Annotated in this window: 19 protein-coding genes; 12 read left to right on the forward strand and 7 right to left on the reverse strand. The window is 53.7% G+C overall.

The window, feature by feature from the left end; all coding sequences use genetic code 11:
• Positions 1-26 precede the first annotated feature (26 nt).
• Entirely contained in the window at positions 27-371 is a 345-nt protein-coding gene (locus tag ACUN9X_RS07020) for a PBPRA1643 family SWIM/SEC-C metal-binding motif protein (protein WP_445472619.1), read from the forward strand.
• A 12-nt stretch (positions 372-383) separates the two neighbouring features.
• Positions 384-821, forward strand: coding sequence for a DUF3010 family protein (locus ACUN9X_RS07025; protein ID WP_260036315.1), 438 nt, complete (start codon positions 384-386; stop codon positions 819-821).
• Between the two features lie 92 nt (positions 822-913).
• On the opposite strand, the gene ACUN9X_RS07030 is transcribed toward ACUN9X_RS07025, so the two are convergent.
• Positions 914-1,357, reverse strand: coding sequence for a YtoQ family protein (locus tag ACUN9X_RS07030; protein ID WP_260036313.1), 444 nt, complete (start codon positions 1,355-1,357; stop codon positions 914-916).
• A gap of 442 nt (positions 1,358-1,799) precedes the next feature.
• On the opposite strand from ACUN9X_RS07030, the gene ACUN9X_RS07035 reads away from it, so the two are divergent.
• From ACUN9X_RS07035 to ACUN9X_RS07055, 5 genes are all read left to right on the forward strand, one after another.
• Positions 1,800-3,245, forward strand: a complete 1,446-nt coding sequence (locus tag ACUN9X_RS07035) for a hypothetical protein (protein WP_260036312.1) — start codon at positions 1,800-1,802, stop codon at positions 3,243-3,245.
• Positions 3,246-3,312: 67 nt separating this feature from the next.
• Positions 3,313-3,903 (forward strand): outer membrane beta-barrel protein, encoded by a 591-nt coding sequence (locus tag ACUN9X_RS07040; RefSeq protein ID WP_260036310.1) that lies wholly within the window; start codon positions 3,313-3,315, stop codon positions 3,901-3,903.
• A 262-nt stretch (positions 3,904-4,165) separates the two neighbouring features.
• Positions 4,166-5,161: a homoserine dehydrogenase gene (locus ACUN9X_RS07045; protein WP_260036309.1), complete on the forward strand. Its 996-nt coding sequence runs from the start codon at positions 4,166-4,168 to the stop codon at positions 5,159-5,161.
• A 666-nt stretch (positions 5,162-5,827) separates the two neighbouring features.
• The gene (locus ACUN9X_RS07050) at positions 5,828-7,831 is read left to right on the forward strand and encodes an alkyl/aryl-sulfatase (RefSeq protein WP_445472620.1); all 2,004 of its coding nucleotides are present in this window, start codon (positions 5,828-5,830) and stop codon (positions 7,829-7,831) included.
• 243 nt (positions 7,832-8,074) lie between these two features.
• A complete protein-coding gene (locus tag ACUN9X_RS07055; protein ID WP_260036307.1) occupies positions 8,075-8,398 on the forward strand; it encodes a hypothetical protein in 324 nt (107 codons plus the stop codon).
• A 91-nt stretch (positions 8,399-8,489) separates the two neighbouring features.
• On the opposite strand, the gene putP is transcribed toward ACUN9X_RS07055, so the two are convergent.
• Positions 8,490-9,983, reverse strand: coding sequence for a sodium/proline symporter PutP (putP, locus tag ACUN9X_RS07060; RefSeq protein WP_260036306.1), 1,494 nt, complete (start codon positions 9,981-9,983; stop codon positions 8,490-8,492).
• 400 nt (positions 9,984-10,383) lie between these two features.
• Here putP and ACUN9X_RS07065 point away from each other — a divergent pair, with 400 nt between their 5' ends.
• Entirely contained in the window at positions 10,384-12,123 is a 1,740-nt protein-coding gene (locus ACUN9X_RS07065) for a S8/S53 family peptidase (RefSeq protein WP_445473193.1), read from the forward strand.
• 3 nt (positions 12,124-12,126) lie between these two features.
• On the opposite strand, the gene ACUN9X_RS07070 is transcribed toward ACUN9X_RS07065, so the two are convergent.
• The gene (locus ACUN9X_RS07070; RefSeq protein WP_445472621.1) at positions 12,127-12,531 is read right to left on the reverse strand and encodes a DUF1090 domain-containing protein; all 405 of its coding nucleotides are present in this window, start codon (positions 12,529-12,531) and stop codon (positions 12,127-12,129) included.
• Positions 12,532-12,694: 163 nt separating this feature from the next.
• On the opposite strand from ACUN9X_RS07070, the gene ACUN9X_RS07075 reads away from it, so the two are divergent.
• Positions 12,695-12,898, forward strand: a complete 204-nt coding sequence (locus ACUN9X_RS07075; protein WP_260036304.1) for a YjfB family protein — start codon at positions 12,695-12,697, stop codon at positions 12,896-12,898.
• Between the two features lie 43 nt (positions 12,899-12,941).
• Here the strand turns inward: ACUN9X_RS07075 and ACUN9X_RS07080 are convergent, their stop codons facing one another.
• The 3 genes from ACUN9X_RS07080 to ACUN9X_RS07090 form a co-directional block, all read right to left on the reverse strand.
• Positions 12,942-13,787, reverse strand: coding sequence for a DUF72 domain-containing protein (locus tag ACUN9X_RS07080; protein ID WP_260036303.1), 846 nt, complete (start codon positions 13,785-13,787; stop codon positions 12,942-12,944).
• On the reverse strand, positions 13,784-14,263 hold the full coding sequence (locus tag ACUN9X_RS07085) for a DUF6942 family protein (RefSeq protein WP_260036302.1): 480 nt from the start codon (positions 14,261-14,263) through the stop codon (positions 13,784-13,786). The genes ACUN9X_RS07080 and ACUN9X_RS07085 overlap by 4 nt, the downstream gene beginning before the upstream one ends.
• 101 nt (positions 14,264-14,364) lie before the next feature.
• Complete coding sequence (locus ACUN9X_RS07090) at positions 14,365-15,555, reverse strand: helix-turn-helix transcriptional regulator (RefSeq protein WP_260036300.1); 1,191 nt, start codon at positions 15,553-15,555, stop codon at positions 14,365-14,367.
• Between the two features lie 219 nt (positions 15,556-15,774).
• Between ACUN9X_RS07090 and ACUN9X_RS07095 the strand changes: the two genes are divergently transcribed.
• The gene (locus ACUN9X_RS07095) at positions 15,775-16,473 is read left to right on the forward strand and encodes a crotonase/enoyl-CoA hydratase family protein (protein ID WP_445472622.1); all 699 of its coding nucleotides are present in this window, start codon (positions 15,775-15,777) and stop codon (positions 16,471-16,473) included.
• Between the two features lie 95 nt (positions 16,474-16,568).
• Here ACUN9X_RS07095 and ACUN9X_RS07100 read toward each other — a convergent pair whose 3' ends face one another.
• Positions 16,569-17,645 (reverse strand): hypothetical protein, encoded by a 1,077-nt coding sequence (locus ACUN9X_RS07100; protein WP_445472623.1) that lies wholly within the window; start codon positions 17,643-17,645, stop codon positions 16,569-16,571.
• Between the two features lie 266 nt (positions 17,646-17,911).
• Here ACUN9X_RS07100 and ACUN9X_RS07105 point away from each other — a divergent pair, with 266 nt between their 5' ends.
• Both ACUN9X_RS07105 and ACUN9X_RS07110 read left to right on the forward strand, forming a co-directional pair.
• Positions 17,912-19,135: a dicarboxylate/amino acid:cation symporter gene (locus tag ACUN9X_RS07105; RefSeq protein WP_445472624.1), complete on the forward strand. Its 1,224-nt coding sequence runs from the start codon at positions 17,912-17,914 to the stop codon at positions 19,133-19,135.
• Between the two features lie 188 nt (positions 19,136-19,323).
• Entirely contained in the window at positions 19,324-20,526 is a 1,203-nt protein-coding gene (locus ACUN9X_RS07110; RefSeq protein ID WP_445472625.1) for a helix-turn-helix transcriptional regulator, read from the forward strand.
• Positions 20,527-20,532 lie beyond the last annotated feature (6 nt).

The following is a 20,532-nucleotide window of genomic DNA, read 5'->3' on the forward strand; positions in this document are numbered from 1 at the left end:
GCCACCCTCCTCATCAGGATTTCAGCATGTCAGATAAATTTTTCTTCAAAGGTAGGCAGGATGCCCGTCAGCATCATACGGCCTACGGTGGCTATCAGCCCGATGCTGTAAAAAAGAGTGGGAGCAGGAAATACCCGCTAGCACTTGTCGTTACCAGTGATGCGCGCAAGCAGGAAGTCGAAGCGCTGGTTGCCGAAGCGCAGCTGCATGCGGATATCAGGCTTGATACGAGTGAAGGGGCGGTCGAATCCATCGGTGAATTGACGGCAATATTGAACAAGGGCGCGCCGGTGACGCAGAGTAAGGTGCCATCGCGTAATGATCCCTGCAGCTGTGGCAGTGGCCTCAAGTTCAAGAAGTGTTGCGGTTAGAAAGGGCTTTTTATGATTATTTGCGGTGTTGAATTGACCGGTAGCGATGCTGTCGTCTGCTTTCTCAATCTTGACCAGGGGCAGTTCAGTCTCCCAGATAGCAAAGTACGCAAGCTAACGCTAAAGAAGAATCACACCCGTGAAGATCTGCGGGATTTTCAGACCTCGTTTGCGGAGCTGATGGCGGAATACGGCGTGAAAAAGGTCGCGATAAAAGAGCGGATGCCCAAAGGTAAATTTGCCGGAGGCGCTATCAGCTTCAAGCTGGAGGCCGCGATCCAGTTGATTCCAGGCAAGTACTTGAAAGTTTCCCTGTACCCGCCTGCGCTCATCAAATCGACACTGGCTGCCAACCCGCTGCCTATCGACTTTGCTGATACCGGACTCAAAATGTTTCAGGAAGCGGCCTTCGTGGTGGCCTACGCAGCAGCGAAATCAGGGCAGGCGTAACTGCCCTTTGCTTTGTTCAATTCAAGACGCTTTTACGTTAGCCGGGACGGGATGAATTCGACGCACTGATCATCCCGTCCCGATTTCGCGTTTTACCGCGCCGTAATAACGTACTTCAACACCTCAACCACTTGCTCCGGCGTTTGCGCCCAGGCCATGGCGGATGCATCCACTTCTTTCAGGGGGTGGATAATGTCGTCATTGTGGAGGGTGATGTAGGGGGTGCCCATAGCGGCACAAAACCCCGCATCAAAGGCTGCATTCCATTGCTTGTACTTGTCGCCAAAGCGGATGACGGCCAGGTCGCATTGTTCCAAAAGTGTTTTGGTACGAATACCGTTGACCTTTGACGACTGGTGATCACGCCAGAAAGGCACGTCCGGCTTGCCCAGCACATCACCTGCAGCGTCACTGGCTGCGTGATCAGTGACAGGCGCGGTGAATTCCACCGGCAATCCCGCTGCTTCAGCTCCAGCCTGAATCTGTTCACGCCAATCGGTATGGATTTCGCCAGATAAATAAACAGTCCAGATCATGGAAGTCTCCTTGGTTGATATCGGGAAGGATCGGTATTCGACCACGTAAGAGGCGTCCATCATACGCGAGCGATTGCTGGTTATCATGGTCCGTTTGATGTGGAGCACGCCTGACTGACAGGGGGTGTCCATCACTTTATTCCATAGTTGTGTCATAAAAACAGACATAACCGCAACAATTTGCCTACAGACCGCGTATCCGCAAGCGACTATCTTTTGGCGTGAAAAGGCCCGCATTTTCAAGGCGTAGCAGCCAGATGTGTACCTTGCCATCCGAGTACTGTGCGCCGTCGTTTATTCCGTTTCTCTCCTGCGCATTGCGATTAACTGAGTGTCCGGTGTCTCTACCGGGCGAATGAGCTTTTGGCATCCAAATGCCCTGACAAGCGCTGGGAGAGGCTGTGCATGCCGCAGCCCCCTGTTGTTTTATAACGAGGACGATATGAAAAACAAAGACGGTTCAGCAAACCTGTTCGTGCGATATGCGCTCTTGTGTTTGGCATTGCTGGTGTTGACTGCCTGCGGGGATAACGATGATTCGGTGTCGGGTGGTGACAACCCCGAAGAAGATGAGGTTGAGCAGACGGTCTATGCATTCAAAATACTGACCAACCTGAACACCAAGCAACCGGGACTCTATAACTTCGGCAGTGACGGTTCAGCAGAGTTGGTTCGTGAATTCGATGGAGGAGGCGCCATACAGGGCGAGCTGGGTGGCATTACCTATTTCACCGCGACAACGAATCTCGAGGGCAGGGAGCTTTGGCGTACCGACGGGACAAGTGACGGTACCTACATCATCAAGGATCTGTTTTCTGGCGGTTATGCTGGTTTTGTCGGCAACAAGGGGATCATTTACAAGAATGCGCTCTACTTTCAGGGGCAGAGCAATGCCTATCAGGCAACGGCACTCTGGAAATTTGTAGATGAAAGCACCGGCCCTGAATTCGTGGTCAACACACGTAACTCGAACATTGACCATGCTTCACCAGGGCAGTTCTTGGAGTATAACGGTCAGCTCATCTTCTATTCGAATGTTGACGATCACGCCAGTGGGACCGGCTCGAAAGTCTTTGCTGGCCTCGGCACGGCGGATAACGACCAATTGATTGACTCCAATGTGACCTGGGTAGATGGTTTCAGTGCCGACTTTGCCCTGGCCTTTAAAGGCAGTCTCTACTTTCGGGCCAGCGCGGGTGACTACATTGACGGTGGCAAAGGTTATGTTCTCTACAAGAGCGATGGCACCCCGGCGGGCACACAGGTGTTTGCGGATATCAACGAGACGCTCTATTCAGACAGCAATGCAGACATTCGCAACCTTGTCAGCGTGGGAGATTATTTCGTTTTCCGGGCCGATAATGCGGCCGACGATAATAGTGATACTGTCTATCGCAATACTGAAATATGGGCCAGCGATGGCACTCAGGCTGGCACCCGGATGATCAAGGATCTGTATCCCGGCTCTACCTCTATATCCAGCCTCGTCAGCGTTGGTAACACCGCGTTTTTTGTGGCACGAAAAGAAGGTGCCGCAACCGTCGATATTTGGCGGACCCAGGGTACCGAAGCGACTACCAAGATGATTCACAGCTCCGAGGATTCGGCATTCCTGTATGTTTACGATGACCAGATCATCGCGGTGACCGGTAACAATACTGATGGCTATGTGGTCTCCAGCCTTAACAGCGCAACCGATGTTTTCACTCCACAGCATACATTCAGCAGCTCCGTTGATAAGGGCTTTGTTCTGGGCAACCGCTATTTCGTTTTGACTGACAGCGATAACGAAGGCTGGAACGAGTTGTGGTCTTATCAAGAGGGCGACAATGCCTATACTCAGGTCAAGATCGACGGTGATTATGCTGTTGGAGTGAGTAAGCACTAACGCAATGAACCACGCTATTTCAGCGCGGGTAAGCACGGTTTTTAAAAGTGATTGTTAAAGGAATAGTATGAAAAAGTATGTTGTCGCGGCAGGCGCGCTGTTTTTCTTTTCAGCAAATGTTTCAGCAGAAACCGGTTTCTCCGTCGATTTTTTATTGGGAAATGCTGATCAGGAAACCGAAATCGGAGACGTCACCTCCGTTTCCGGAAACAGCCTCTCATTGGGGCTCAGAGCCGCCTATGCATTCAACGAGTACGTGGCGGCGGAACTTTCCTATATTCACTATGGAGAGATGGAAGACAGCTTTATTGATCCGTTCGGCGATACCATCACTGAGAAAGTGACAACGTCGTCCGTGAATGCTGGCTTGAAAGCGAGTTTGCCGATCCGCAATGGCTTCTCGTTGTTCGGGCGCGCGGGCGCTTCACGGTGGAACTACGATGTTGAGGAAAGTGACAGTTCACTCCCGGGCGAGGTTTACAAGCTCAGTGACGACGGCATCGACTTCTACTATGGCGCAGGTGCTGAGTATCGTGCGAGCACCAATATCCGCGTTGCGCTGGAGTACACCAATCTGACGTTTGATGGCACGCTCAATAGCGTTGACTATGACCACACTATAAACAATATCGCGCTTAGCCTCGGCTACGCCTTCTGAGTAATTGAGCTTGATAGAAGCCAGTCAGCTCAGCGAGGGCTGGCTTCTATAGTTTGAGTCCTCCCTGTTTCTTTGTGAATCACGACCGCGATCTGAATGACACCCGGTTTAAAGCCGCACGCCTCCGTTCCAAACCGCGTAATAAAGGCGGAATAGAACCGTCACCTGGTCACTCGCCTGAACTGATGTCACCACACGCCAATTCATGTCGTTCGCAAACCCCGCTATGCTGAGTGCGAAATAAACGCATAGGGGAGTCGGAATGCAACGATGGAACATCGCCATTACGGGGTTCGGCACAGTGGGTCGGGCCGTTGCCGAACTGTTGTGGCAGCGACGATCACACTACGCAGAGCGATATGGGGCGGATGTTCGGCTGACTGCTGTGTGCACTTCTCGCGCGGGATTGTATGCGTCGGAAGGCTTGGCCGGGCCCTATGCGCCAGCCCGGCAAGATCTTCAGGCTGGGCTCACGGGTGTCGAGTTCATCGAATCCACGAATGCATCGGTGGTAATCGACGCAGGCCCGACCGATTTCGTCACTGGCGGCCCGGCGTATCAATACATGCGTTCTGCGCTTGCGCACGACAGGCATGCCATCGCTATTTCCAAGGGCGCGTTGATTTTCGATTTGAAGGGACTGCGTGTTCTGGCTGGCCAGCATAATGTCGCTCTCAAGTTCAGCGGCGCGACGGCGACCTCTCTCCCGACGCTGGATCTGCTCGAGCATAACCTCGCAGGATGTCGGGTACTGAAGGTCGAGGGTATTCTGACTGCAACAACCAATTTTGTATTGAACCGAATGATGCAAGGCCACGGTTTGGCGGATTGCGTGGCCGAAGCGCAGCGCCTTGGAATGGCAGAGCCTGATCCCCGCTTCGATATGGAAGGCTGGGACACCACCTGCAAAATCATGTTGCTTGCCAACGCAGCACTCGGTGCTGACCTCACCTTTGACGACATTGAGCGTGAGGGTATCGACAACATCACGCGCGGCGATATCGAGTCCTGGAAAGCCGCAGGCGTGGTGCCAAAGCTTGTGGGGGAGATTGTTGTGAGCGAGTGTGGTGTGACTGCGGGCGTCAGGCTTAGAACCTATGAGCAGGATCATCCGTTTGCACATATCAACGCGAAAATGAAAGCGATCAGGGTAGAGACCGATGCAATGGGTGAGGTTGTCGCTATCTGCAAGGCCGGGCCGCTCGCAACGGCTGCGGCAGCGCTTAAGGACTTTGAACATATTCTGATGCAGAGGTAACAAGGGGCGCCTATACAACCTGTTGCGATTTCTGCAACTGAAACCTTCCACGGCATCTGGCACACCGAATTGTTTGGTACTCCAGCTGTCTCGATACGCTTTGCCATTTCCTGATGGTTATCCCCGCACACCGGTTTCAAATGCCTGTTGGGTGCCCGACATGCATTCTCTTAATCCATCGACTAGACCCAAGAACCCTCCCGGTAAATCAGCACCAAATCGGTGCAAAATTATATGAATTTCAGGAATGTAAAATATTGTGCAAATGTCATAAACCGGTACTACGCTAAAAAATACGACATGTAATTTGAAAGCAATTCGGCGGCTGGGTAGTCCAGCTGTGCACCAAGAGCGCCTGTGGGGCGTGAGCTTTGTTGGAATGAATTCAGCAATCAGTTCTGAGGTATGGATGGCTGTTTCGCCGATAGTGCCGGTAATCCTGGAGCAGTGAAATGGGGCGACCTGGGCTATTGCAAGAAATGTCACTTATGCCGTTGGAAGGCTGTTCCACCCGGAAGAGTCTGGTGATTTCTTTATATTGCCAGACGTAAACGGTGGAAGGGGTCTGGTTGTCGCGGTGAGCTAGCGTTGCGGCTCAACTATCGAGTCGGCGCCTGTGCAAATGACAGCGCAATCAATAAAAACTGAGAATCTCCAGGAGAGTTGATGATGGGATGTTATGGTCAGAAATCGAAGCTTGGCAAAGCAATTTGTGCGGTTAGTTTTCTTGTCTGTACGGTAACATCCGGCGGGCTGATGGCCGCGCAGGATGAGGCTACGGAAACCACCAAAGCAGCAAACCAGAAGGTGTTGGAGACGCTGCCGTTTAATGACAAGCAAGACTTTAAAGACGCTGACAAGGGCTTTATCGCGCCCATACCCAATGATGGTGTCATCAAGGGTAAGGACGGTAAGCCGGTCTGGGATTTGAGCCAGTTCTCGTTTGCCATAGACTCAGAGGCGCCAGCCACTGCCAACCCCAGTTTGTGGCGCCAGTTACAACTGTTGCTCAAGACGGGGTTGTATGAAGTCACGCCGCGTATCTATCAGGTGCGTAACAACGATCTGACCAACATCAGTTTCATTGAAGGCGACACCGGCATTATCGTCGTGGATCCGAACATATCGGCCGAAACCGCGAAAGCGGGTCTCGAGCTTTATCGCGAGCACCGTGGTGACAAGCCTGTTGTGGCGGTCATTTATACCCACAGTCACATCGACCACTTCGGCGGTGTGCGGGGCGTCGCTGACGGCGACGCGGTGAAAGCCGGAAAAATCAAGATTATTGCTCCGGAGGGCTTCACGGAGGAAGCGGTCAGCGAAAACGTATTTGCCGGCAACACGATGTCGCGTCGTGCCGGTTATATGTACGGCAACCTGATTGACAAAGGTCCGAAGGGCGGCCTTGGTACCGGCTTGGGGCTGTCGACCTCAACAGGCACCCCGACCCTGATTGAACCGACAGACATTATCAATGACGAAAATCATACCCTTAAAATTGACGGCTTGACGTTCGAGTTCATGATGGCACCCGGCAGTGAAGCGCCAGCCGAAATGCTGTTCTATATTCCAGAGCTGAAGGCGCTTTGCCCGGCAGAGGATGTGAACCACACCATGCACAACCTTTACACTCTTCGTGGTGCCAAGGTTCGGGATGCCCGTGCATGGTCAGGCTATATTGATGCCGCTCTGCAGCGCTGGGGTGACAAGGCCGAAGTGCTGTTCGCGCCTCACCACTGGCCAACCTGGGGACAGGACAAGATCGTTGAGCAGTTCAAGAAACAACGTGACCTGTATAAGTACCTCAATGACCAAACCCTTCGTCTGGCTAACCAAGGCTACAACATGGTAGAGGCAGCGGAAATGGTCGAGCTCCCGCCGGAACTGGGCGAATACTGGCCGAACCGAGGCTATTACGGCAGCCTGAACCACAACGTGAAAGCAGTGTGGAACTTCTATCTGGGCTGGTTCGACGGCAACGCGGCGCGCTTGCATCCCCTGCCGCCAACTGAAGCTGGCAAGAAGTTCGTAGACTATATGGGAGGCGCAGACGCGATTATCCAGAAGGCCAAGAAGGACTACGATGCCGGCGAGTATCGCTGGGTAGCGCAAGTGCTGGACAAGCTTGTTATGGCACAACCGGATAACCAGAAGGCGAAGGACCTGATGGCGGATGCCCTGACTCAATTGGGCTATCAGGCCGAGAATGGCCAATGGCGTAACTTTTACCTGACGGGTGCGAAAGAGTTGCGTAATGGTGTTCAGGAACTGCCAGTTACGAATACAAGCTCGCCTGATATTGTGGGCTCCATGACGATCCCCATGTACCTCGATTTCGTGGCCATTCACGTCGATGGTATGAAAGCAGCGGGTAAGAAAATCAGCATGAACTTCTCGCTGACGGATACCAAGGAAGACTATTCGGTAACGCTTGAGAACGGCGTTCTGAATTATCACAAGAAGCTGCTGGATGATGCGGATCTGACGATCAAAACCACGCGTGAAGACTTCAATGATGTCCTGCTTGGCAAAACAACGTTGAAGGACATGGTGGGGTCTGGCGAAGCATCACTGGATGGCGATTCAGCCAAGTTTGACGAGTTCCGTTCGGTGCTTGTCGAATTCGATCCATGGTGGCCTGTCATGACACCGAAAAAAGCCGCGATGTAACCGTCGCGCTGAACAGGGCGTCGACAGGATGTTGATGCTCTGATTTAAAAGGAAGTTCAAAAGGGCAGATTGACGCTAAATCAATCTGCCCTTTTTTGTGTTCCGGTTCCGTCATGAAGACGGTTTGTGGCTACCTGCCTACTTTGCTTATGGGTGGTGCTGATCCTGCAGTCAAAGCGTCATGAGCATTGATTGTGGTTAAATGCAACGACATGAATGCAACGACAGTGCAGGTTAGTCAGAATGTCCGAAGATCCTTTGAAAGCCCTTTCCGATATGGCCAGTGATGCGCATGCCCGCATCCAGCAGGCGCATCAACATATCAATCCGGTGGTCGGTGTGCGCCGTGGCATGCGTGATGTAGGCATTCCTGCTGATGCCATGACCATTGATTGCCTGCGCACGCAGCGGCGCATCACGCTGATATTGCACGATGAGCACCCGGGCGCGCTGCTGTATCAGTTTGTGATGATTGAAGATGAGGCGGGGGATGAATTCAAGAAAATGGCGCTCTCGGAAATGACCACAGAAAAACTGTTTGAGTGGATGCAGGACTACTTTGATTGAGGTTTATGCAGGAGACTTCAGAGAAGGGAGAGTAGTAGAGGGTGAGTCTCCCGTGACTCAACGGAGCCACGGGAGACTGCGGATTCACGGATTAGTGTGAATCAATCGGTTGGAACTCGCCGGTTGATTGCGTGGCAAGGCTCACAACAACGATCGCAATCCAGGCCGCAATGAAGCCCGGGATGATCTCGTATACGCCAGGTCCACCCATGAAGCTGCTGTTCCAGCCCAGTGAGATCCAGGCGATAACGGTAACTGCGCCAACGACCAGGCCGGCGACTGCGCCAGTGCCTGACATGCGCGGCCAGGTCAGCGACAGAATCATCAATGGCCCGAACGCGGCACCAAAGCCGGCCCATGCGTTACTGACCAGTCCCAGAACTTCTGAGTCAGGGTCGCCCGCAATGAATGCCGCCACGATGCCCACCAGCAGCACGCAGACACGTCCTACAGTCACACTTTCGCTATCGGTCGCTTCCTTGCGGAGGAACAGCCGGTAGAAGTCTTCGGTTAGTGAAGATGAAGACACCAGCAATTGGCTTGAAATGGTACTCATGATGGCCGCGAGCAGTGCCGCATACAGGAAGCCTGTTACCAGCGGATGGAACAACAGGTCAGCCAGCACGATAAAGATGGTTTCCGAATCGCCAACGTCCAGACCATTGCGAACCGCATAAGCGCGACCAAATACGCCCAGGCAGATGGCGCCGATCAGCGAAATGGCCATCCAGCTCATACCGATATTACGGGCGGTCGAGACTTCGCGTACTGAGCGAACGGCCATAAACCGCACGATAATATGCGGCTGCCCGAAATACCCAAGCCCCCAGGTGACCGCCGACAGGAATCCTATAAAGGTGAGGCCGTGCGTCCAGGACAGGAAGTTAGGGTCAATGCTGGCCAGCGTTTCAGATGCCTGCTCGAGGCCACCACCGCCGCTGCCGAACAGAACGACCGCAGGCATAATGACCAGTGCCAGCATCATGATGCAGCCTTGCACAAAGTCCGTCAGGCTGACCGCGAGAAAACCGCCGATGACGGTATAGGTCAGAACGATACCCAATGTCAGCCAGATGCCGATGGAATAATCGCTGAAGGTAGAGGAATCGATAAGCCCGCCAAATGCACTGGCGAACAGCTTACCCCCGGCAACAAGGCCCGATGCGGTATACACCGCGAAAAACACAACGATGATGATTGCAGACACGGTTCTCAGTGCCATGGCTCTGCTGGGGAATCGATTGGCCAGAAACTGGGGGATCGTCAGACTGTTGCCGTAGCGTTCCGTCTGCTCACGCAGGCGTGGCGCGACAACGATCCAGTTAACCAGTGCCCCGACGAAAAGACCGATACCAATCCAGGCTTCTACCAGCCCGGTTGCGTACAAGGCCCCAGGCAGACCCAGGAGCAGCCAGCCACTCATATCCGAAGCGCCCGCAGAGAGAGCGGCTACTGCGGGGCTAAGATTACGCCCGCCCAGCATGTAGTCTTCCGACGATGCGGTTGACTTGCGCCACGCATAAAACCCGATGCCTAGCATCAGCGCAAAATACAGAAGCAGACTGATCCAAATACCAATTGCCATGAATGTTCCTCCGGTTTGTCAGGTCGGCATTCGCTGCGACCGTTTATGTAGGCTTTCCATCGCATATAAGAGTAGCAGTGATATGCAGGTTTTATTTGCCAAAACGGTAAAAAGTGACTGAAAGGGGTAAATTTGACTGAAAATTGTGCTAATTCGGGACGGTTTTGCGTCTTTTTTGATCGAAGTTGATATGCCCCGTCCATGAAACATGTGCAACCTTGCCCACTTAGACGGATCGCTTCTGTAAAGTTGCTGAGTTGGTCAGCGCGTTTATTCCTGATATTGAACAATGGGTTTCAAACAAAATGGGCGCTAGCCTGCGCGTACAATAGGAGGCTGTGGATCATGGGATTTATTTATGGGTAGCGCACACTTTGGGTTCGTTCGATGGCTGCAGACCATGATCTGCCTGCTGGTCAGCTCCACTGCGCTGGGGGATCAGTTGCGTGTCCAGCACATCGAGCGCTGCAACAAGTCGCCTGAGTCAGCGATGGTAACCTTTTGTCTGAACGTTACGGGACTCAAGGGCGAAATCCCCAAGGTTATGCTGGATGGCAACCAGATACCTGAAGGCAAGGTTAGCGTCGACGATGGCCAGCTAACCGTGTCGCTTTCATCCACTGACAATGAGAGTGGCCCACTGTGGCTGGAGCGGAATGATGTGGAGAGCAATCCTGTCTGGCTGAGCCTGGCGGGCAGTCATGTCGTGGCGGCTACTCAGGACGAAGTCGCCAAGAATATGGATGGCCTGACAACCTATGTGGATCTGATCAGCATTATTATTGAGGAGAGCTATAACGGTGCCGAGGAGGCACAACGTCTTGCCGAGAAGTTCGATGCGCGGATTGTCGGCGCTATTCCACCGTTAAACCTCTACCAACTCAGGCTGCCCGTTTCGGACCTGACTGAGCGCGACGCGCTTATTCTCCGCATGGGAGGTGAGGTGAGTGTTGATGCTGTGGTAATCGAGGAAACGAGTCCTGAAGACAATCGGTTGACTGATGAGCAGGGTGAAAGTGACAGGTTACCGGAGGCTGACCAGAAAGAATGGACTGCGAACCGTTTTCTTGATGGCGTGAACTATTACACGCGCCGCTTGAAGCAGAACAATGCTGCGATAAAGACGCACCCGATAAAGGTAGGTGTGATTGAACGCGATGTGGATTTCGATACACCGGACTTTGAGGATTATCTCGGCAACTGTCATGCGGGCAAGCTCCGAACCTGCGTTTTTGCCCGCGATGCAGATAACCCCGCAGATCACGGCACAACGGTGACAGGTATCCTCGCGGCTGGTTGGGATAACGGTGGAAACACTGGCTTTCTCCGGGGGCTTGATTCCGCAAGTCCAGGCTTTGACGTGATTGTTGAACGGGGTTCTGATGCCGGCATCACTGCCAATATCGCTGCTTCGGTCAACCTTGTGGAAGATGGCGTGCGGGTGCTCAATTGGAGCTGGGGGCTCCATCGTATCGGAGCGGTTAATATTGAAGGGAATGAAGTGGACTCGCTGGTCCGCTCCGGCCTCGCGATGAGTGGCTATGAAGAGCTACTGGAAGAGTTTTTCCTTTGGCTGCGACGTGAACACCCTGATGTTGTCGTAGTGAATTCTGCCGGTAACGCGTCGTCTTATTCGAGCCGGGATGAGTATCGCCTGCCGTCTTCATTTGTCACGGAACAATTGTTCGTCGTGGGCGCCCACGAGTTGAACAAAGAGACTAGGCTGGACGTGGATGATCCCGATTACGCCATCAAGCGCAAAGCCTCGAACATTGATATGCGGGTTGATATTACAGCGGCGGCCTGCGCCCATGGCTCGACCGCGAAGCCGGACGAACCCGGCGAGGTGCATTGCGGCACCTCGTACGCGACGCCGCTGGTGACAGGATTGCTTGCCGGAATGATGTCGATTGATCCGGAGCTGTCGCCAGAGCAATTACGCATGTTATTGCGCCGCAGTGCGATGACGATTGGTGAGGAATATGACTTCGAGCCCGCTGATGCGGATGACCTGACGTCACCGATTCTGCCTTCTGAGCGCGAGAACAATCTGGATGACCCTGATGTTGGGCACTCCGCCCGGCTTGATATGCAGAAAGCGTTGGATCTCACGGTGCAAAGTCTCGACCGGGAACGATAGTTGTCAGTCCTGCTCCGCAGGACGCGCCAGTTCAGCCAATTCTTCTTCGGCTTCACGGAGTTTGCGTTCGGCCTTGCGTATATCGTCGGCGTCACCGTCTTCGCGTTCTTCCTGAAGTTCCTGGCGCCGCTCGCGCACTTTGGCTTTCGCCTCTTCAATGTCCTGTAGGGCGTTCTCTCGCAACTGTTGGTCGTCACAGTTTTGTGCGCCTGCCAGTGCTCGCTCAAGCCCGGCAATCCGGGATTGGTTGCCCTGAGCATTGGCATGGTCAAGTTGTGTCTGGATCTCGGCAATTTTTGCGGAGCAGTCGCGGAGCGCGGGCGTTGTGTCGTCAGCCAGAGTTGAGGTCGAGACACCCACGACGATAAGTAACAGACTGCTAGTGGCAAGGGTAAATGACGTGGTCATGGTAGTGCGGACCTCAACGTGTAAGTGGATGTAATGATTTGAAAGGGTAGTCGAAATGGGGTTTTATTGAAGCACGAGGTGGTTATAATTTAGCCAGTGAGGCGCGGTTTTTTGGGTCTATTGGCTGGTATCGCGTTAACCCCGACTTTCACAGGAGTCTATTGTGGACGTAGCTTCGATCGCCAGCTTCAGCACGCAGCTGAGCCAGAGCCAGCTCAGGGAGCAGGTACAGATCAGTGTGCTTAAATCCGCTCAGGACATGGCGCAGTCTGGCGTCCTTCAATTACTGGATAGTGTCACCGCAACGGCACCGACTCCTACCAGTGCCAACTCCAATCTGGGCAGCCTGGTTGATGTGCGAGCCTGAGGGCGCGCATTCGCTTGTGGCCTCCAACCCATTTTTAAGCGGACTAGAATAGCCCCATCTGGGGCTTTTTTTCGTTAAGATCCAGTGCTTCCAGCTGAGGTAGCCTCTTGTTCAGCAACTCGCTCCATAGCGCAGCCAGGAACAGGGCATCGCCGTTATCCGGCATGTGCATAAAAACAAACGGCTGCCGCCCTTCCTCGATCCAGTTTCCGACACGTTCAACCCATGGGGCCAGAAAACGACGATTGCTCTCAAGATCAGGGTGTCCGATATAACGGATCACCGGTGGTGCATCGACAGGCAGCAGGTGTACTGGAACTCGTGGTTTCTTGCGCTGGGCATCACGGATGGTCTCGTTATCCGGCGCCGCGGAGAAGAGTGCCCGACTATCGAGGCAGACGCGGCTGATGTTCCGCTCCATTAATCCCCGATTCAGCGATTTTTCCGCTTCGCCTTTACTGAAAAACGCGCTATGCCGGACTTCGACGGTGCAGCTTAGCGGAGCAGGCAGTGCCTCAATAAACCGCCAGAGATTTTTCAGGTGCTCTGGCCCGAAAGCGGCAGGGAGTTGAAGCAGGAAAGGGCCGAGAACGTCATTGAGTGGCGCTACGATCTCAAGAAAATCAAGCACCTCTGAGCCAGGTCCGGCAAGCAGCCGTTCATGGGTGATGCGCCGGGGAAACTTCAATACGAACCTGAAGTCGTCGGGCACCTGCGCCCGCCACTGGCGGCATTGGTCCTGGCTGGGTGTTGCATAAAACGTGGTGTTGCCCTCAACGCTATTGAGGATTTTCGCATAGCGCTCTAGCGGATATCCGCCTGATGGCAGTGATGTGTTCCAGCTTGGATCCTGCCATTGCGGGCAGCCTAGGAAATAGGGCAGGGTCATGAGGGGGAGCCGCTATAAAACCTCTGACTGACCAGCGCCGCGCGGATTTGACTGACCACTTTGTTGCTGAGCTGTCGGTAATCCGGATAGGGCGTCAGCAATAGTCGTTTCTCAATATCGATCGACACTTCCGCGCACTCCGTCAGCGGCTGCGTATTGCAGTGCAGAGCGCCAAAACGCTGCAGGTTGTCTTTTCCACCAATCCAGTGCCAGCCGTCAGTCATCAACAATTCGGGACGAAAGCAAAGCGCAGTTTGCCGGAATAGCGCCGCATCCCTGAATTCACGCCAATGGTCCTCCACAGGACTGGTGATCTTGGCTAACAGATTAACGATCTTGCGCCAATGATTGGAGTTGGCAGCGACCAGTGTGTTTGCACAAGGTGCGTTCGCAATTTCTGCCAGGCTATTCGGTCGATGGGGCAGATAGAGCACCAGCCGTGGATTGGCACTGCCAAGATAATCAGGTTGAGACATGGGGAATGTTCGCCTAAAAGGTAACCGCGCGGTTCATTTTCCTGTCTTGTTGGGCAGGCTGCAAATGGTGAGCTGCAGTTTGCGCATTGCCTTTGTGCGATTCAACGCAGTAGCGCCGATAGAATTCTGCTGATCAGCTCGCCCTGCCGGGAGCATCCTGTTTTCTGGAATACCTGCTTGATCTGAAACCGCACAGTGGACACGGCCCTTCCGTAGAAAGCAGAGATCCCCTGAACGTCCATACCTTTGACCAATCCCTCACACACCTGCGCCTCCGCGTGGGTTAATGAGAAATAAATGGCAATATGTTCCGCTGACGGCAATGGTCTTTTTACGGGATCGTACACGGTGATCAGTGCGCCGCCGGCTGTCAGTTCCTGGCTTTCGATGGGTCTGATCACGAACGCGAGTGGCATTCGGCCCGGGCGCTCAAGGAAAAGCGTTTCGCTGAAGTAGTCCTCCTTACCCATACTCGAACGCACGATTCTCACGGATGCCCTGAAAAAGGCATCCTGAAGATGGCTCTCCGTGAAGTTGAAACGATCATCCTCGATCGCAAGGCTGCGCTCCTGGGTGATCAGTGTTTGCGCAGCGTTATTGGAACACACGACCGATCCCGACGTATCGAGTACAAAGGTGGGGTCGGGCAGAAGATCAATCACGGTTGCGAGTGAGGACACGATCTGGTGCCTCAGATCCAACTGTCGGTGAAGTTGCACCGCCTGGCGAATATGCGGTACCAGCCGGTTGAGCCCCCGAAGTTCAGTATCAAGGTAAGGGCCCTGGGCCACGGTTCGCTGAACGCACAGTAAAAAGGTGTGAGCGTCGGTGCTATCCACTACAAGCCAGGCGGTGTCCAGCATATCCTGATCATTTTCCCAGCGGGAGTAGTCCTTGTCTGGCTGGAAGTCGGGTAGTAATGGTAACGCCGAGTGGAACAGGCCTGGGGGCTGGAAGGTCGCATGATTGGTGACAACGTCCTGAGCGATCATGTTGTTGTCCAGGTACCAGCTCAGGAATTCATCGGACAAACCATGGTGCCACAGGTGATCTATCTGCAGTGGTTGTTTGCGGGCCACCACAAGCTGTGCTGCAACGCCGTTGATTGCGGTGGTCAGTGCTTCGAGGAAATCATGGAAACCGTCTTTGGCCGTCAGCGCTGCATAAAGTGTGTGGATCAGGGCGAGTTCATCTGGCAGCGGGGAAGTGCGCTGGCCGGGAGTGGGTATAGGTGTGGATGGATTGACCACTGCCTGTCCTTGGTTATCATTGACGTAATTGGCAATAACCATAGCCCAAACCTGGTATCGAATCTATTGACGGTATCGATTCGCCGGCGCTCGCTGTGCCGGCCAGCGACATCCTTTCGGTCAGGCGGAGATCACGTCGCCTGAAATTCGCGCGCAAGGTCAGTTACAATCCCCGGCTTCTCGCATATTGGATTGAGGCAACCGCAATAAGGTGGCACAGTTCAACGGATCAAAACGAAACCGAAAAAAGAGGGCAGGCTTGTGACTGATCTGGTTGATTACCAACTGAACGATGGCGTGGCAACGATTATCATTAATAACGGCAAGGCAAACGCTCTGAGCCATGAGGTGTTTGAGGCGCTGAATGCTGCGCTCGATCGCGCCGAACAGGACAAGGCGGTGGTGATCCTGACCGGACAGCCGGGTATTTTTTCCGGCGGTTATGACCTGAAAGAAATGCAGAAGGGCGCAAAGGAAGCGTCTGCGCTGGTCAAAGTCGGCTCGACCTTGACGCGTCGATTGGCTGCTTTCCCCTTGCCGGTAATTGGTGCCTGTAGTGGTCATGCCATTGCAAAGGGTGCGTTTATCCTGCTGTCTGTCGACTATCGCATCGGCGTTGAAGGTGATTTCAAACTGGGCCTTAACGAAGTGATGATCGGTATGACCATGCATCATGCGGGTATTGAAATCGCGCGCCATCGCCTGACGCCGTCGCACTTCTACCGTTCGGTGATCAACGCTGAAATTTTCAGCCCTGAAGATGCCGTGACTGCCGGATTCCTTGATAAGGTTGTCGCACCTGAGCAATTGATGGCGCATGCAAAAGCCGTCGCAGGCCAGTTCCAGCAGCTGAACATGCGAGCCCATGCGCAAACCAAGCTCAAAACGAAAGCGGACTATTTGGCATTGCTCGATCGTTGTATTGAAGACGATGCGCAAGCATTGGGGCTGGCAGGTTAAGTCTGAACCCACTGGTTTTTCATTTGTGATCAACCAGACGTCCAAAACAAAAAAGCCGGCGCGCTACGCGGCCGGTTTTTTGTTTGAATGAGGCATCAGAACGGCTGACCCAGGCTCAGATATAACCCCTGATTGTTTGCCTTGCCCACCGCGTAATCCAATCGAAGAATGGTCTGACTTTTCGGATCCATAATGTAACGGCCGCCAAGTCCCACCATGGGGTACCAGTTTTCAGATTCATTCAGGTCGTTGTCCGAATCGAACAGCGTTGTGGTGCCCGTGAATCCCGCTAGTTCCCAACGAGGGCGTAAAACGTACCGAACTTCGACCTGACCCCATAACGAGTTTTCGGCACTGTTTTCTCCCGGGGTATAACCACGGAACCGTCGAGTGGTAGCTTGGGACGCCGTCGGCGCGTCAGGTGTTGAGAGCACGCCCGTATCGTAAGCGATCAGCAAACGATCGCTGATGGCCTGAAAATAGGAATACTGGACGTTGTAAGCCCAATAATTGTTGTCGCCCCCAAATGCATCGTTAAAAGCTGTTATGGCGGTTTCAAAGTTGGAACCGGTTTTGGGATTCATCAGGTTGTCACGGGTATCAAAGTTGATGTTCAACCCCAGGCCTGCGCTGTACGCCTCACCAATATCGAACTCCGTCATGATGACGTTTGTGGCATCGTCAGCGGCTTGAGGGTTAATGTTGGTGTAGACATAGCTCCCGCCGACAAACCAGTCCGAACCGGAAACCCGCTGTTGGTAACGGGCGTAGTACATCTGAAAGTGCGTATCCACAGATGCCGGCCCTTGCCCCAGGTAATCGTTGTAATCATTTTTGGTCTCGGCCTGGCCGATCACCCCTACGAACCGCTTGCTATCGTTGTCCCAATACGATCGGTTGTATAGAAATGCCGTCCACGAATCCGTATCCGAATACTTTGTTGATAGCCCTGTCATCGAAGCAGGAGAGCTACCATCGAACTGGTTGAGATAGTTGACACTTACCCCGCCTGAAAGCCCAAGTTTGGGGCCGTTGCTCAGTACGGGCGCGACCAGCCACTTGCTGCTCATCTTCCCGTTGGACTCAGCGTTATCTCCCTCTTGCGGGGCGGCTGAAATGGATAGCGGGAGGATACTCAGCATGACCAGCGATAATGCTCTTCGTTCTATCAATGGAGTCTCCGGGACTTGGCAGTCGTCGAAGGATTTCTCTATAAACCAGTGTAGCTCCGAATTCTGAAATGCAATGGATGGGGCAATGGAGTAGCTATACGAACGGCTCCTGTTTCCTCAACCGGGCGTGGTGTACCGGCGATAATCCGGCGAGCTATCAGGCGTTTCCTGTTTACCCGCCTGACGATATCCACCACAATCATCGGCATCTTTGATTGGGGCCGCGTTATGGTGCTGTTTTTTTCTTGCGACGGGGGAGCTGCGGAATGAGGGCTCTGCTGAACATCTACTTGAATTCATCGTTGATTCTGCGAGTCAGTATCGCCCTGGTGCTGGGCGTGGTGGTGGGCCTGATTGGTGGGCCACAGGTTGCCGATTGGCTGGCGCCGTTTGGTGAGTTGCTGCTGAGGCTGCTGAAGTTTCTGATTGTGCCGATTGTGTTGTTCACCCTGCTGGTCGGTATCAATCAGGCGAGCATTGGCAGTATGGGGCGTGTCGGGCGCAAGTTGTTGGGTTTCTATGTCCTCACATCCGCCCTTGCGATGATTGTCGGCCTGGTTGTGGCCTCCCTGTTTGAGCCGGGCAGCGGCATGACGCTGGATGAAAATGCCGAGATCGAGGTGCCTGAGAACCCGGGATTTGTGAAAGTGCTGCTCAGTATTGTGCCGACCAATATTTTCGGCGCTTTTGCTGAGCCGAATCTGCTGGGGATTATTTTCACCGCTATTGTTTTCGGTATTGCCTTGCTGAAGGTGCGTGAGTCTGACAAGCATGCGGCGTTGGGCGACCAGCTTTATCGTGTGATCGAAGCACTCAACGAAATTACGCTGAAGGTGATGGCGGGTGTCCTTCAATACGTGCCGATCGGTGTTTTCGCAATTGTCGCAAAGACGGCGGGAGAACAGGGTACCGACACCATTCTGGCACTGGGCGATATGGTGCTTGTGCTGTATATCGCGCTGGCCGTCCATCTAGTGGTTTATTGTGGACTGATGCGCGCATTCGGTGTGCGGCTGACTGATTTTTTCCGTGAAGCGCGCACACCGATGGCAACGGCCTTCGCAACGCAGAGCAGTTCAGGCACTTTGCCACTTACTCTGGATGCTGCTCGGCGCCTGGGAATTCCGAAGCAAATTTATGGCGTTAGTCTTCCACTCGGGGCCACCGTCAATATGGATGGCGCTGCGATTCGTATCGCGATTTCCGCTGTTTTCGCTGCCAACGTGGTGGGTATACCACTGGATCTCATGACCATGATTGAGATCGTGCTGATCGGCACCTTGACCTCAATCGGCACTGCCGGTGTGCCGGGTGCTGGCATCGTGATGATCGCAACCGTTTTTGCTCAGGTAGGCTTGCCGATCGAGACGGTCGCATTGCTGGTCTCCATTGATGCGCTGGTTGGCATGGGCGCCACCGGGCTCAATGTTACGGGGGATCTGGTGTGCACCTCGATTATTGCGAAAACCGAGAAGAAGCATGTGACATAAACCCGTTTATGTCGCGATCAGTGGCATCGCTGGACACATTGGCGTCGGGCTGAATTCGTTGAATGCAGCGTGCTTGAAGCCGCAGTCGGCCGGGTGTGGCCATAAATGCTACGGTTTGCCTATAATGTGGACATCAGTGGCGCCGGAAGGCGCCTGACGTCAACCCCTAGCGCAAACACTACCCTGTCATGGCTCATGATAAAGAAATGTTCGCCGGCGACGTGCCTCCAAACCGAGGCGAAGTGCAGGCGCACGACGCATTTGCCTTCGGTCTCGATGACTTCGCTGGCTACGATCAGCTCGTGGCAGCACTTTATGGTTGCCTGAACTCCAATAGCGGCTTTCACCCCTTCTTCGATGCTTTCAAATCCCATTTCAGGTGTCTTCAAGGCGGCCTCCTTGGTCTAACCAACGCGCCGATCCGGATGATCTATGGCTGGACGTTCGGCTATCCTGACGGCTTCGAGCAGTGGTACATCAATAGTGACTTACCCCAGCAGGATGAAGCTCTGCTGAAATATACTGCGCTGTCGCCACGCCAGTTTGGTTCATTTACCGGAGGCGATCCCAATGTGGATTTTATGGCGATGATGGGGGAGCAGAGCCGTGTCTGGGCAGAGGAAGCCGGTCTTGGTGACAGCGCCGGAATGCTGGTTTGCCGTAACGATGAATCCCAGATCGTATTCATGACCAACCGCCATCGGGATGAAGGGCCTTATACAGAGACGGAACTGCTGCAGATGAATATGCTGGCGCCGCATATTGAAAATGCAGTGAAACTTCATCAAAAGCTTTATCACTCCAAGGGTGATAGCGAGAACCTCTCCGCTGCCCTGAACCACGTTTCCAAACCGATGATTGTGTTCAACGAAGTCGCACAGGTGGTGCAATGCAATGCGGCGGCCGAGGTCGTGCTGGCTATGCATCCCGGGTTGTTCGTGACGGATTCACAGGAGCAAAGGCTCAAAAGCCGGCATGCCCGCTTCAACCGTAAACTCGAGAGTGCAATTGTCACCAGTATATTCAACGCCCGGCACGGTATTCAGGACATCATCACGTTGTTTGACGAAACCGACGATGAACGTATCGCGATCTGTCTTACACCATTAGTTGAGGGTGAGAATAATCATCACGGCGCTTTGGCGGAGCTGGTGCTGTTTAATGCCGCGAACCCGGTTGACCAGAACCGGCTGCAGGAGCTTTTCCAGTGTACCCCCGCTGAAGCGCGCACAGCATCTCTTCTGGCTCAGGGGATGACGGCAGAATCCATCGCTGAAGAGCTCTCGATTTCAGTTCACACCGTTCGCCAGTATATCAAGAGCCTGTTGGGCAAGAATGGCTATCGCCGCCAGACTCAATTGGTGGCGGCAATGGTGCGGGCGCTCGGGTAGCGCCCG

The sequence above is a fragment of the Marinobacter sp. V032 genome (genome assembly GCF_052645435.1).